13 protein-coding genes and 2 tRNA genes are annotated in these 14,231 nt (G+C 39.0%); 4 read left to right on the forward strand and 11 right to left on the reverse strand.

Translation table 11 applies throughout. From position 1 onward, the window contains the following. Window positions 1-13 precede the first annotated feature (13 nt). From B9A18_RS01160 to B9A18_RS01175, 4 genes are all read right to left on the reverse strand, one after another. Window positions 14-1,213 (reverse strand): cation:proton antiporter, encoded by a 1,200-nt coding sequence (locus tag B9A18_RS01160; RefSeq protein ID WP_084286834.1) that lies wholly within the window; start codon window positions 1,211-1,213, stop codon window positions 14-16. Window positions 1,214-1,294: 81 nt separating this feature from the next. Beyond that, window positions 1,295-1,816 carry an acyl-CoA thioesterase gene (locus B9A18_RS01165; RefSeq protein ID WP_084286835.1) on the reverse strand — a complete coding sequence of 174 codons (522 nt, stop codon included), beginning with the start codon at window positions 1,814-1,816 and terminating at the stop codon, window positions 1,295-1,297. 58 nt (window positions 1,817-1,874) lie between these two features. Then, window positions 1,875-3,143, reverse strand: a complete 1,269-nt coding sequence (locus B9A18_RS01170) for a type IX secretion system plug protein (protein WP_084286836.1) — start codon at window positions 3,141-3,143, stop codon at window positions 1,875-1,877. Next, on the reverse strand, window positions 3,140-5,053 hold the full coding sequence (locus tag B9A18_RS01175; protein WP_084286837.1) for an ABC-F family ATP-binding cassette domain-containing protein: 1,914 nt from the start codon (window positions 5,051-5,053) through the stop codon (window positions 3,140-3,142). The genes B9A18_RS01170 and B9A18_RS01175 overlap by 4 nt, the downstream gene beginning before the upstream one ends. 59 nt (window positions 5,054-5,112) lie before the next feature. Here B9A18_RS01175 and B9A18_RS01180 point away from each other — a divergent pair, with 59 nt between their 5' ends. Next, window positions 5,113-6,147, forward strand: coding sequence for a quinone-dependent dihydroorotate dehydrogenase (locus B9A18_RS01180; RefSeq protein WP_084286838.1), 1,035 nt, complete (start codon window positions 5,113-5,115; stop codon window positions 6,145-6,147). Window positions 6,148-6,550: 403 nt separating this feature from the next. Here B9A18_RS01180 and B9A18_RS01185 read toward each other — a convergent pair whose 3' ends face one another. The 3 genes from B9A18_RS01185 to B9A18_RS01195 all read right to left on the reverse strand — a co-directional run bounded on the left by B9A18_RS01185 (window position 6,551) and on the right by B9A18_RS01195 (window position 7,628). Next, window positions 6,551-6,727, reverse strand: coding sequence for a spore protein (locus B9A18_RS01185; protein WP_084286839.1), 177 nt, complete (start codon window positions 6,725-6,727; stop codon window positions 6,551-6,553). 28 nt (window positions 6,728-6,755) lie between these two features. Continuing rightward, window positions 6,756-6,829, reverse strand: a tRNA-Cys gene (locus B9A18_RS01190). A 49-nt stretch (window positions 6,830-6,878) separates the two neighbouring features. Continuing rightward, the gene (locus B9A18_RS01195) at window positions 6,879-7,628 is read right to left on the reverse strand and encodes a TrmH family RNA methyltransferase (protein ID WP_084286840.1); all 750 of its coding nucleotides are present in this window, start codon (window positions 7,626-7,628) and stop codon (window positions 6,879-6,881) included. Between the two features lie 23 nt (window positions 7,629-7,651). Here B9A18_RS01195 and tamL point away from each other — a divergent pair, with 23 nt between their 5' ends. After that, window positions 7,652-10,018 (forward strand): translocation and assembly module lipoprotein TamL, encoded by a 2,367-nt coding sequence (tamL, locus tag B9A18_RS01200; protein WP_449415907.1) that lies wholly within the window; start codon window positions 7,652-7,654, stop codon window positions 10,016-10,018. Here tamL and B9A18_RS01205 read toward each other — a convergent pair. The 4 genes from B9A18_RS01205 to B9A18_RS01220 form a co-directional block, all read right to left on the reverse strand. Next, window positions 10,015-10,545, reverse strand: coding sequence for a hypothetical protein (locus B9A18_RS01205; protein WP_084286842.1), 531 nt, complete (start codon window positions 10,543-10,545; stop codon window positions 10,015-10,017). The two genes, tamL and B9A18_RS01205, sit on opposite strands and share 4 nt — an antisense overlap. A gap of 26 nt (window positions 10,546-10,571) precedes the next feature. Beyond that, complete coding sequence (locus tag B9A18_RS01210; protein ID WP_084286843.1) at window positions 10,572-11,045, reverse strand: TspO/MBR family protein; 474 nt, start codon at window positions 11,043-11,045, stop codon at window positions 10,572-10,574. Window positions 11,046-11,063: 18 nt separating this feature from the next. Then, window positions 11,064-11,810, reverse strand: a complete 747-nt coding sequence (locus tag B9A18_RS01215) for a glycoside hydrolase domain-containing protein (RefSeq protein ID WP_084286844.1) — start codon at window positions 11,808-11,810, stop codon at window positions 11,064-11,066. Window positions 11,811-11,871: 61 nt separating this feature from the next. Next, window positions 11,872-13,176, reverse strand: coding sequence for a response regulator (locus B9A18_RS01220; protein WP_084286845.1), 1,305 nt, complete (start codon window positions 13,174-13,176; stop codon window positions 11,872-11,874). A 156-nt stretch (window positions 13,177-13,332) separates the two neighbouring features. Between B9A18_RS01220 and B9A18_RS01225 the strand changes: the two genes are divergently transcribed. Together B9A18_RS01225 and B9A18_RS01230 are read left to right on the forward strand one after the other, a co-directional pair. Next, on the forward strand, window positions 13,333-13,848 hold the full coding sequence (locus B9A18_RS01225) for a DUF2911 domain-containing protein (protein WP_084286846.1): 516 nt from the start codon (window positions 13,333-13,335) through the stop codon (window positions 13,846-13,848). A 45-nt stretch (window positions 13,849-13,893) separates the two neighbouring features. Next, window positions 13,894-13,965, forward strand: a tRNA-Arg gene (locus tag B9A18_RS01230). The last annotated feature ends 266 nt before the right edge of the window (window positions 13,966-14,231 follow it).

The following is a 14,231-nucleotide window of genomic DNA, read 5'->3' on the forward strand; positions in this document are numbered from 1 at the left end:
GAATGGCCTATTATCATATTTTTGAGGAGTAAGGCTCGGCTCTTATATATTTTTTAGTCAGTAGCAGGCCAATACTCATAATTAGACTTGAGCCTAATACTACTACGAATAAAAACGAAGTCCCTACCTCCGGTATTTTAAGTGCCGGAGGTAAATTAAAATAAAGCAAAATACTAATCAAACCTCTTGGTGCAATAAAGCTCTCCGCGCCACTGTTTTCCTTCCTGAAAAACCTGAGGTAAGCAAACCTAAGCACAAATATCGAGGCCAGCATAATTAACCCATTTACAATCACTACCTGATCATTCAGCTCATAAATATTCATCGTAAAGCCGAAGATGACAAAGAAAAACGTGCGGATAATGAAAGCACTTTCTGCTGATAGTTGGTATAGTTGGGTCAGATCGTTCGATAAGTTTTTGTAGATAAATTTACTTCTGAACCAGGCATGTTTAATGGTATCTGCATTATTCAGGAACAATCCAAAAGAAAGGATGAGTACCAGCGAAGAAAGGTGATAAGATTGACCAATTGCATATACCATAATGAGTATAGACAGGATTAGAAAGAACTTGATATGATGGGAGATCTTACCCATGATATAAAGTAGCAGAATACAAGATATGGCCGATACAATAACAATAAGCACGGTACTTCCCGCTAAACCCGTAAAAGAGGATACTGAAATATTAGGGTTGGAAATGGCAAAGTTGAATAAGATGATCCCTAGGATATCCGAAAAGGAGGATTCATAAATGATATATTCCTTCCCCTTTTTACTAAGCGCTGCGGCCGAGGGTATAGCTATGGCCGAACTGACAACACTAAAAGGAATGGCATTGGCAAAGCAGATGTAGAGGTCTCTTCCTGAAATCTGGTAAATGATATAGGTGATTACCGATACTGTAGCTATCAGAATAAAAAAAGCCGATAAAAAGGCCCCTTTTATCAGCTTGTTCTTTTCACGCTCATATTTGAGCTCCAATGACCCCTCGAAGACAATAAGAATTAATCCTACTGTCCCTAAAGTGGGTAAGATCGTTAAAAAATTAAAAGTATGCAGGTGAAGGTTATCCACCAGAATACGAAGGCCAATTCCTAAGATCAGTAATAATAAAACTGAGGGCAATTTGGTTTTACTAGCCACCAAATCGAACAGGTAAGAAAATATGACAAGGCCGCTTAAAATGATAAGTGTTGTGTATGTTGTCATGTTTTCTTGTTGATTAGGGATCCTAAATTAATACTTGTTTTTTCAAGTTTTTACTTGTTAAAACGTCCCTTAAAGTAAGAATTATTCTGGAAAAAACAGCGCTTTCAGCTCTAAAGCGTCATGAGCCTTCATTTTTCCACCCAATATTAAACGCAATTGTCTTCTTCTTAAAGCCCCTGCAAATAGTTCTTTTTCTTCATCCGTTTCAGGGAATAGTTCCGGAACAGGGATCGTTCTTCCGGTTTGATCTACTGCTACAAAAGTATAATAAGCTTCATTTGATTTCGCTCTGGTACCTGATGGAATATTCTCTGCCCATACATCTAGTCTTACTTCGACAGAAGTATTGAAAGCGCGGGTTACCTTGGCTTCAATAGTAATTACGTCCCCTAGTTTAATCGGTTGTTTAAACGATACATTATCAACTGATGCAGTAACAACGATCCTGTTGCAGTGTTTTTGAGCAGAAATTGCAGCTGCAATGTCCATCCAGTGAAGCAATCGGCCTCCCATTAAATTGTTAAGGGTATTGGTATCGTTTGGCAATACCAACTCATTCATAATGGTGAAAGAGTCTTTCGGGCTTTTTATTTTTATACTCATAACTTCTGCAAAAGTAAATAAAAATGAACATACATCAGCAGAACGGATGAATGGGGGACTACTTTCTTAAAGTACTGATGTTGCTATAGCCAATCAGTTCTTCCCATCTCGCACCCGGTTTTCTGTAGTATGCATAAACCTGGTAGGTATTTGCAGTTTCAAAGAATGAACCTTCAAAAATTGCCTGGTCAGTTTTACCGGTTTCCTTATTCAGCCAAACATATTTGTAGTCGTACAAGCCCTGTTTCAATAAGATATTGCCGTAAAAGCGACGCTTTGAAGCGTCATAAGTCATTTTACTGCTTTCATCCAGTATATAATTGTTAAAACGACCTACCACATAGACATCCCCATTGGAAGTAGGAGGGGTAGCGTTTAAGGTGAAAAATATACGGGCATAATCGCTATCTGTATTGTTATCTCTTCCATCGGCATTGCGGATAAAGAAGTTGCCATTCTCATCTACCAGATTGGTGTACTTCGGCTTATTTCCATTTACATCTTGAAACAAGACGACTTCGTTGCCCAGGTTTCTACTAATCTCCTGCACATTCTCTCCTTTGTATCGGAAATTGCGGATGTCAAATTTCCTAAACTGATTGCCTCCTGGGAAATCGTTTGCAGTAATTTCGCTGTATACCAATGAACCCGGTTTGATGAAAGAAGGTTTGGTGTTTACAATAGCTGTTTGCGGATTGCCATTTTGCATCACTATAGCCTTCAGGTCGGAATGCGAATTCTGTATTGGCGTTTTGTGGAAGATCGTGAAATTGATCTTTTGGTTGCTAAATCGCAATGGTACCTGCGAGCTGGCGATAGCTTCGATGCCGATATCCACCATGTTTTCTACAATATAAAAACGTTGCGAAATGACAGGCTTTTGCTGATTACCGTCCTCATAAACCTTCAGGAGATAGTTCCCCGAAATTTTAGGCTTAATCTGATCATTGGGCAGGGTAAGCTGGTAATTTGTATATTTTTGAAGGGTATTGAACGAATATTTATAATTATTGATGCGGTCTTCGGATATGCCATCAAGGTAATCGATGGTAGAGATTCGTGATGATTTCCAGTCCGAGGTGCAATGCTCTACGGTATACCAGTAAATTTTGCTGCCACCATTCAGGTCATCAAACGAAAATACCAGCTGCTCGTTCGATTTTAGTGTGATAACAGGGATGGATTGTTCTTTTTTAGCGTTGTAACATTGCACAGTTTTAATCTGCGGCAAGTATACTTTATTGTCGTAAACAAACTGCTGGTTTTGTGCCCCGGCAATTTGAATGCTCAATAGGAGCAAAAAGAACAATCCTATCCGTTTTATCATTTCGTTTCCAGTTCCATAATCTGCGAAGCCAAATCTTCCCAGTTTTTTTGTGCTGTATCCAGCAAGAATTTAGCTGATGAATATTCCTTATTGGCTTCTGCTAATTTGCCTGCGTTCGAATAAACCCCCTCATCAGCAATTTTTGCTTCAATGGTTTTTACGCTTTGCTCAAAAGCGGCAATTTCCTGCTCCATTTTCTGCAACTGATCATTCAGTTTTTTAAGCTGTTGCTGTGCATTCGGAGTAGTTTTTACCTCAACCTTAGGTTTTACTTCTTTCTCCTGTTTTACCGGGATACTTGTAGGAACCGGTTGCGGTCTTTTAGCATTCCATTCTTCATACTCTGCGTATGTACCTGGATATTCCTTAATGTCTTTATCTTCGATGAACCAGATCTTATTGGCTACATTATCAAGGAAATACCTATCGTGGGATACTGCAATGAAAGTACCTTCATACTGCTGTAAAGCCTGGATTAGGATGTTTACAGATTGTATGTCAAGGTGGTTGGTAGGCTCATCCAGAATCAGGAAGTTCGAATCAGTAGTTAATGATTTAGCCAGGGCAACCCTCGACTTTTCTCCTCCTGAAAGTACCTTGATCTTTTTGAAAACATCATCTCCCGTGAAAAGGAAACAGCCCAAAATACCACGAAGCTCGGTATCGGTATGCTTAGGTGCAAAAGCCTGTAGCTCTTCTAAAATGGTATTTTCAAGGTGTAATGATTCCAGTTGATGCTGTGCAAAGAAGGTGGTGGTTACATTGTGACCTGTTTCGCATGTTCCTTCAAATCCTTCGGCACCGGCAATCATACGCAATAAGGTAGATTTACCTTTACCGTTGGCACCAATCAGGGCAATTTTATCTCCCTTTTCAATTAAACCATCCGCTTTTCTAAGAATTTCTATATTAGGATAGCTTTTATAAGCGTCTTCAATACGGATTACATGACGACCTGAAGGCTTTGAGAATTTAAACTGGAAGTTAACCGTTGGGTTATCATCGTCTACATCTTCTACACGTTCCAGTTTATCCAGGGCTTTTATCCTTGATTGTGCCATTTTAGCTTTTGATGCTTTGGCTCTGAAACGTTCAATTAATTTTTCTTCCTGCTTGATCTTAGCCTGTTGGTTTTTAAACTCTCCTTTTTGGATTTCACCTCTTAGTGCTTTTTCCTCTAAATAGAAAGTGTAGTTACCAGCGTATGGAGTAAGTTTTCCTTTGCGGGATTCAACAATCTTGTTGACAACTTTGTCTAAGAAGTATCTATCGTGAGAAACAATCACAATAGCGCCTTCAAACCCAAGTAAGTAAGTTTCCAGCCATTTGATGGAAGGTAAATCCATGTGGTTGGTCGGCTCATCCAGTAATAGGATATCCGGGGTTTGTAAAAGGATTTTTGCAAGCATTACCCTCATCCGCCAACCTCCCGAAAAGGTATTAAGCGGTCTGTGTTGGTCTTGAGTACTAAAACCCAAACCAGCCAGAATTTCATTAGCGCGGTATTCGATGTTATATCCGTCTAAAGCTTCAAATTCCTGTTGCTTATCGCTCAGTTTATTTAATACTTCTTCTGAATAATCTGTTTCAATCTTTTTTAATAATTCTTCAATTTCATCGTGCAGTTGGTTCTGGCGCTCAAAAGCCTCCATTGCTACGTGCAAAATGGTATGATGTGAATCGTATGAAAGTAAATCCTGGTTCAGGTAGCCAATTTTCAAGTCTTTCGACATAGAAATCGAACCCGAAGAAGGTGCGTATTCTCCAACAATTATTTTTAGTAAGGTAGATTTTCCCGTTCCATTGGCACCAATAAGCCCAATTCTCTCTCCTGGTTTAATGTGCCAGTCTGCTTCATCGTATAATGCCCTAGAGCCCAGCAGGAATGTTAAGTCGTTTATAGAAATCATTTGGGTGCAAAAATACACTTTTGCAGCTAATTTTCCTCAACGTTCCTTATCTTCGCGCCATGTATCAGCTAATTAAACCTATATTTTTCAAGTTCGACCCTGAAAAAGTGCATTATTTTGTAGTTCAACGCTTAAAATGGTTTAACGATCATTTTCCATTGGGCAAAACAATTCTGCGCAGCAGCTTTGATGTGAACATTAAAGGTCTGGAACGTGAGGTCTTTGGAATTAAATTTAAAAACCCGGTAGGACTTGCAGCTGGTTTTGATAAGAATGGCGAGTACATCGAGGCGCTAAGTAATCTAGGCTTCGGTTTTATTGAAGTCGGCACGGTAACGCCATTGCCACAAACTGGTAATGATAAGCCAAGGATGTTCCGTTTGGAAGAAGACAGCGCGCTGATTAACCGAATGGGCTTTAACAACAAAGGTGTGGATACGCTTGCAGAAAGACTGAGACTATTAAAGAGTAAGCATAGCGATATTGTTGTGGGTGGTAACATCGGTAAAAATAAAAATACCCCGAATGAAGATGCCGTAAGTGATTATATCAAGTGTTTTGATCGCTTGTTTGATGTGGTTGATTACTTTGTAGTGAATGTAAGTTCGCCAAATACGCCCGGATTAAGGGAGTTGCAGGAAAAGGAGCCATTGATGAATCTTTTAAATACGTTGCAACAACGTAATAGTAAAAACGGAGTATCCAGACCTATACTATTAAAAATTGCTCCTGACTTAACCAATGAGCAGCTGGATGATATTGTAGAGATTGTATTGGAGACCAAAATAGCGGGTGTTATAGCAACGAATACGACGATAGACAAAAACGGTCTGTATAGTCCGGAAAAGGTGACTAATGAAGCTGGTGGTTTAAGTGGTAAGCCTTTAACGGTACGCTCAACAGAAGTGATTAAATACATATCTGATAAATCGAATAAAGCTTTCCCTATCATTGGGGTTGGTGGAATTCATACTCCTCAGGATGCTAAAGATAAGCTGGAAGCAGGTGCATCTTTAGTTCAATTGTATACCGGCTTTATTTATGAAGGTCCTGGTATCGTGAAAAGAATCTGTAAAGAATTAGTGAAGTCTTAGTCTATGGCTGAATGCCGTTCGGCATGGGCTTAAAAAAGAACACCCAGAAGTGCTAAAAGCGCTCCTGGGTGTATATGGCCTCAATATGTAATAGTATCGAAATTAATCAGCAAGCGTTCAATGATTTGAAGCTTAAACGTTTGCTTAACCATGGTGCAAATGTAAGAAAAATATTCGAATAAGCACCATCTGTCCTTCATGTATACTAATAAAAATGCTTTTTCATTGCTTATGCCCTGATTACGAGGAGTGTTTTTTTTGTGAATGTAGTGTTTGAAGGTAGTAGTATAGCGAGCAGTACGAAGACTAAGCTGTTTCCAGGAATTGAAAGGTGGAGTTTTTGAGCATAAAAAAAGCACCTCTGTTTTGCAGAGATGCTTTAATGTTTTTAGTTAAAGAGAACTTATGCTTTAGCAGTAAGTTGAGCTAAAACAGCGTTGTTTTTAGCTAACTGATCTTTACTAGATTGTCTTGATCTGCTACCCAATTCGATGTTAGTAGCTAATTTTAAAAATTTCACATCTAATTTTGCGAAAGTTTTATTTCTTCTGTCTTTTCTTTTTAATCTGGTAACTGCCATGTCAATCTTTTTTATTTATTAATAAATCTGGAGGTCGAGAGCGGATTCGAACCGCTGTAGGAGGTTTTGCAGACCTCTGCCTAGCCACTCGGCCACTCGACCTGTTTTAAATTCAGGTTGCAAAAGTAATGATTTAAAATTAGGATGCAATTTATTTTTGAAAATTTCTGCAGATATCTGCACATAATATGGCGGCAGAGATCGCAACGTTCAAAGACTCAGCGCCTCCGGTGCGTGGAATAGTTACCGGATTTGTAATTAATTTCATCACCTCAGGAGTAATTCCTTGTCCTTCGTTACCTAAAATCACCAATCCTTCCTTGCCCCAGTCTGTTTTATACATGCTTTTTCCGTCTAAAACAGCACCAAATATGGGCATTTTAGTGTTTTTTAAGACTGAAGGCAGGTCTTCGTAGTAAATATTTACCCTGCTTAAGGATCCCATTGTTGCCTGGACTGTTTTTGGATTGTAGACCTCTACACAGTTGTTTGAGCAGATGATTTGCTTAAAGCCAAACCAATCCGCTGTGCGGATAATGGTACCCATGTTTCCTGGATCCTGTATACCGTCGAGCACCAAAGAAAAAGTATTTTTTAGAATTTCTGTATTAAATACCGGAGGCTTGGGGATGTTTACCAAAGCCAATATTCCCTGAGGGGTTTGTAAAGTACTAATCTTGTCCAGTTCCGCGTTGTTTACTTCAAATAACTTTATATTTGCCGGTAGCGCAGGGAGTAACGCATGATATTGGGGCAGGTAATAGATGCTGTGTACCTGAAAATTGGATTGAATAAATTCTTCAATGGATTTTATACCTTCAATAATAAATATCCCGTTTTCTTTGCGGTACTTTTTTTGATGTAACGATTTTATAAAACTTATCTGAGATTTTGAAAGCATACCACGATTATAAAAAAAATGTCTTGTTTCGTGCAATATTACTATTTATTATTGTTTTTGTTACAGCATGTTCATCAACAAAGTACATTGCGAATAACCAGTCGATCGTGAAAAAGGTAGTCATTGACAGCGTCAATAAACAGTTCGAAGAGGAAGTTTACAATTATATTCAAAAAGATATTCGTCCTACGGCCAAGTTCAGTATCAACGTGCTAATCTATAATATGTTCAATACTAAAGATGGACGTTATAAAACAAGTAACATCAGACCTTTGGGTACGCCTCCTCCGATTCTGGACAGTACGTTAGTTGAAATTTCGCGCAATCAGATTGAAAAATACCTGAAGAGCAAGGGCTATTTCAATGCAACTGTTGAGTCGGATATAAAAGTTAAGAATAAAAGGGCTGAAGTTTTTTTTAAAGCGCATCCCGGAACGGCTTTTTCGGTTAACAAGGTGACCTTTGAAATTCCGGATGAACAGGTTAAGTCACTATATTTTTCCAATAAAGGCGTATTCACCCACTTGAAGGAAGGAATGCGGTATGATGACGATTCTTTAGCCTATGAGCGGGATCAGATTCACCAGTTGCTGAGGCAACATGGGTATTTTGATTTCTCTCGTCCTTATGTTAAGTTTTCGGTAGATTCTAATCTAAATGTAAGCAAGGCCAATGTAACATTGATTATTGATAACCCCCTCGATAAACCTAAACACGAGCAGTTTAAAATAGGAGAAATTAATATTTTGGTTGCGCCTAATTCAGATGGTTTCCCTCCGGATTCCACCTATAAAATGAACGAGCGGATTTTTAGGGGACTAAGGTATACTGACCTTTCGAAGAAGTTCCGGAGAAATCCGATTACCAGGTATAATTATTTGCAACAGGGGCAATTGTATGATGTCAGAAATGAGAATTTAACATACGATCGCCTATATGAACTTAACGTTTTTAAAAACGTTAAAATTGATTACAACAGGCCTGCCGACAGTTTGAATGTGGTAAATCCGGTAATTCAACTGATTCCTCAAAAGATCATGAGCAACAGGATTGAAGGAGAGGTGCCTTTTAATGCTGGTACCGTCGGTTTTACGTTGAGTAATACTTATACCAACAATAACCTTTTTAGGGGAGCAGAGCGGTTTGAATTTCAAATTAAGGGAGGTTTGCAGGCGAGACTGGGGCAAGGTAATTCTGTTTTCAGTGAAATTTACCAGCGGGATTTTTCTGTAAGTACAAATCTTAAGGTACCGCGTTTGATGATCCCTTTTATGCGGGCCAGACCGAGTAGAGGAGGAATGCCACATACCGTATTCTCGGCCAGTTATGTTTACGCGTTGCAAAAAGATCTTTTCCAGCGTAAAGTAGTCCTTACTTCTGTGGCCTATGAATTTATGGAAACAAGGTCTAAATTTCACTCCATCACACCTATAAATTTCGAATACAGGGTTGGTGGCTTGTTGTTTGATCCTGAGGATCCGACGAACCCAAATTACGAAATCGTTAATAATAATCTGTACAATCTGGCCTTGTTAACCAGAAGGAATGTGACTTTCGGTATTAAGTATACCTATTCAATGAATGCCGAGAAATTACTTACCACTGGAAATTTCCTATATTTTAGGGGTGATATGGATATGGCAGGTAATATGCTGCAGGGTTTTACGCGTCTTTTAGGGCGTAAGCACTATCCTGAAAATGATGATTTTGCAGAGGTCTTTGGTTTGCCATTTAACCAGTATGTACGACCTGAAGTTGATGTGCGCTGGTATAAAGGGTTGGGTGGAGAACAGCAATTTGTGGCCAGGTTAAATGCCGGTATTGGTTATGCATATGGCAATTCTGTGGAAGTGCCTTTTGAGAAAAAGTTTTACGCGGGTGGATCAAGTGGCGTACGTGCCTGGCAGGCCAGAACCCTTGGCCCTGGAAACTATAACAGAGGGGAAACCATTACAAGTGAAGTGGCAAGAAGAGCGCTTTTTGGTCTCGATCAGATTGGAGAGCTTCATATCGAGTCCAACCTGGAATACCGGTACAAATTGCTGAATAAATTTTTTGGTGCAAAGCTTAAAGGTGCAGTCTTTTTAGATGCAGGAAACATTTGGAATGTCCAAAATGGTTCATCGGAAACAAGATTCAATCTTAAGTCTTTAGGTAATCAGATCGCCATTGGGGCAGGTACAGGATTCAGGTACGATGTTCAGTATTTTGTATTCAGGTTTGACGTTGGTTTAAAGCTTAAAGATCCTCAGTTTAGGGGCTCTGATCAGTGGGTAATCAGTAAGTTCCTGGGGGGCGGAAAAGCCTTTAGGGATGCTTATGATGCAGCCAATACGCCAGATAGTTATCGCTTTGTACAATACAACTTTGGTATTGGCATGCCCTTTTAAAACATCGTCTTTAAACCATCGAATATAGTTTCGAAAAAGGTAGATAAGTTTAGTCCGTTGCTGTGGTTGAAGTAGATGTAAACAATCAGAATAATCACTGCAACAATGATAAACTTTCTGAATGCAAAGGCAAAAAACACAATAAGGGCAGGGAAAATAATGAGCCACATGCTATTGATGGCATAAGGGTTTAATGTACCATCTTTTTTATACACATAAAGTAGTTTGCTATGCGTGCCGGTATCATTTTGGTGTTTGATATAAACAAATGCCGAGCGTTCCAGCTGTAAGGGTAGTATAGCTATCCCATCGTGAAAAGTTACCGGTTGCGTAAAGCCGCTTACACTAAACGTATAAGTGCCATTTATCTTTTCCTGAGGGTTATCTAATGAATCGGCAGCTATGATGGCCAGTTTGCTATTTTTAAGTAGACTCTCCTTAACCACAAAATTATTAATGGCTGCTTTTTGTGCAAAGGCCGAACCACTGATTGTTAAAAGCAGGAACAGGAAATAAATTTGTCTCATTCTATGTAATCGTTTATGATAAGAAATTAGTTCAGTGTATAAATGCTGTAAGTTAATACGGTTGCAAAACTTACCCATAAAATATAGGGTATGAAAAGCAAGCCTGCGCGCTTATCAATTTTGTAGAATGTGATTGCATTTACAATGACTACAAACAGCAGGAATACCGATTCAAAAACAGCTACGCCGATTTGATGGGCATAAAAGAAAATAAAGGACCACATGACATTCAGCATCAGTTGGATGAAATAAATGGCTATGGTGCGGGGAAAACGCGTAATGGTATGTCTCTTTTGCCATACCAGATAAGCTGCTATCCCGATAGTGATGAATATAGCTGTCCACACCGGTGCGAAAATAGAGTTGGGTGGATTGAATGAAGGTTTTGCCAGACTAACATACCAGGTGTTTACAGAACTGGCTGTAAAAAAGGCGCCTAGTGCTCCAATAGCAAGAGGGATGGCAATGTTAATGGCGAAGGCAATGGGATTGAATTTCATGGTAGGTAGATGTTAGCGCTAGTTTGGTGTTGAGGTAATCAGCATATTGAAATTATAATACAATATGTCTCCTTTTTTCATATGGTGTTCGCCGCTATAGTTATCAGCCAGAATGGCTTTCCCTTTTTGTTCGATATGAATACCGCCCTGACCTTCGTTAGACCATGATACAGGCCTATTTTTGTGCTGCTGGTCAGTCAGTTTATATTGCAGGCCGCCGCTTACATTACCAACCCAAACTTCATCCTGATTTACATTGCCTGCATTCCATTTCCAGTCTACCACTTCTGGTCTCAAGCCTTCCTTAATACCTAGTCCTTTAATTGACTTTGCTGCTTCTGTTGTAAAGGGGATATGCAGACGGATGTTTTCGAGGTTTATATCATTTAAAGCCGTGATCTTAACCGTATATGTTAACATGCCATCAGCTTTAATAACACCATTAATGTCCATGTTTAAGCTGTCGGAAGTATTTTTAACTGTCCAGCTTACTTGTCCTTTTTTTGTGCTTTTGAAGTCGGACTCCCCATTTTTCCACTTTATATCTTTATGAGTGGATGCATTTACAACGTGAAAATGAATGGGTTCGGTAACCAGGTTAAACGAGGTTTTGATCATTGCGGGTAATCCATCTGTATTTATATCCAGTTGTTTTCCGGACATTGATATGCTTTTGTCTTTTAAAACAAGCGCGGTAGAAACATTTTGTGCGGCCGCACTTTTAGCCAGCAGTATGAATAGGAATAGGGCAATTGTTCGGTTCATCAGAAATAGCTTGATTAATAAAGTTCTTAAAAGTAGAACTTTTTAGGCATAATTCTATTTTTCAGGATTCAAGTTTACGGGTCAGGTATACGATTTCCTGGATAGATTCGTCCATTTGTATAGCGGTATGCTTCACTCTGGCAAGTAATTCAAGGTTACCAGGGTCATTGGGCTGTTTGATATTAAAGAGCTCTACAAGACCAAGTAGGTTAGATACCGGACCACGAATCTGGTGGGCCTGTACCCAGGCAATTTCTTTAAACTGTCTGTTCTGACTTTCTATTTTTTGCTGATAGCTCTTTTGGTCGGTATTGTCGATAAAGTATATGGCAAGCCCGGTATCAGTAGGGTAGGCATTTACGGAGAGCCAGCGGGAAATAACAGGGTTGTATTCTTCGAAATGAACGGATATATTTTCGTTCATAGCTTTATGGTACTGCGTATAGAAATCCAGGTCGATGACTTCGGGAAAAGCATCCCATAGATTTTTTCCAAGTAATTCTTCTCTGGTATGTTTTAGTATTCTTTCAAACTCTTTATTGATATAAGTAAACTCCCACTGTTTATTAACCGTGAAAAAGCCATCTGTAATACTTTCCAGGATGTTTTCTATTTCTCTGGCTTTTTCCTTTACTGCTTGTTCGGATTTAACACTGCTGTCGATATCAATAGCCATCACCAATTTACAATTTCTGTTTCCGAACATGATCTGGTGGGTGAAAACATGCACATAAAATAGTTCTCCATTTTTGCGTTTATGCTGCCAGATACCGGCATTTGAATACTCGGGCGGTAGTTCACTATTGATTTTATAAAATGCTCCAAGCTCAGTTTCCGGGCGAATATCTTCAGCTGTTAATTGAATAAATTCTGTTCTGGCATAACCATATTGCTTTAAAGCGGCCATATTGACTTCCATAAAACGATAAGTATCCTTTTCGTAAATGTACATAGGGCTTGGATTTTCCCTAAAGATATTGAGATAGTTGTGTGTGTTTTTTTTTCGGTTAATGGACAGTAGAATGGTTTTTTTTAAGAGTATTGGGTCTGTCCAGGATTTTAGTAGCCAATCATCGGCTCCGGCAGGTAGTATTTGCTGTTCCGAAATTGTTGAAGTCACGATAATTATAGGAATCTCAGGAAAACAGGTGTTTATTTTCAATATAGTGGTGGAGGCATCTTCCATATTTTCTGTAACAAACAGAATTACTTCATAACCTGGGTCGGGCTTCTTTTTACATGCGGATGCCAGGCGTGTAAAAAGTTGATCTTTTCGGTATCCAATGTTTAATAGCTGGATGTTGAGCGAATCATCAAAAATGTCGTGATGGTCCTCCTTAACGATTAATACATTTTGATTGAACATGATAGGTTATGTTAACACTAGTTGAGCATCCTACATACGGGTTATGAATTTATCGAAATTAATGTTGAGATCAAAATATGATTATGTAAAATATTCTGGCTCAGATAGTAGATTTTTTTGCAGGGGTTTAGTATCTTGGAAGAAAAAAACTAGATTATGAAGAAAATACTTGTATTGGCATTGGTTGCAGGGATGTTTGCAACCTCAACGGTTTCGGCACAACAGGATAAAAGTAAAAGAGCTAGTCCACCGGCCGTAGTAAAAGAAACCCTTAATTCGGGTACAGTAGTAACGATTGATTATAGCCAGCCTTCTGTTAAGGGCAGGACCATTGGAAAAGAAATTGCTCCATTTGGAAAAGTATGGCGTACAGGTGCTAATGAGGCTACTATATTTGAAGTAAGCAAAGCCGTGAAAGTTGATGGTAAAGCATTGGCTGCCGGTAAGTATAGCCTGCATTCTATTCCTGGTGAAAAAGAATGGACGCTTATTTTTAACAAAAAATGGCAGAAGCCGGGTACTGAGTACAGCGAAGCAGAAGATGCTTTAAAGATTAAAGTTAAACCGGTAAAAGCAGCTTCTTTTACGGAGAAAATGACCTTTACTGTGAATAAATCGGGGAAAGTAGCTTTAGTATGGGGTGATATTTCTGTTCCTTTTACAGTAAAGTAATTTGATGTGGATTTTAATTAAATGAATCCATATATTTGCGCTCCTGTCTCCGTAGTTCAATGGATAGAATTTTGGTTTCCGGTACCAACGATATGAGTTCGAATCTCGTCGGGGACACCCCACGATACAGCGTCTGAAGATCAGGCGCTGTATCTATTTTTATAGCACTCAATTTACTATTAATCAGCCATATAGCTTTGACGATAATGTTGACTCTAGGAGTTCGATGTTCGGTTCCATCAAAGTCGATTTTTTCGGGGAAGAGTGAACTTAATATGTGTCTTTGTTTCATTATCTCGGCATTTTCAAAGATTTTATCAAGCTTCGAAAAGCTGGAAATGATTTTTTCAGCCAATTTATCGATGTCAAGCCGGATCACTTTC

It is taken from the genome of Pedobacter nyackensis (assembly GCF_900176505.1).
Classification (GTDB): Bacteria; Bacteroidota; Bacteroidia; order Sphingobacteriales; family Sphingobacteriaceae; genus Pedobacter; species Pedobacter nyackensis.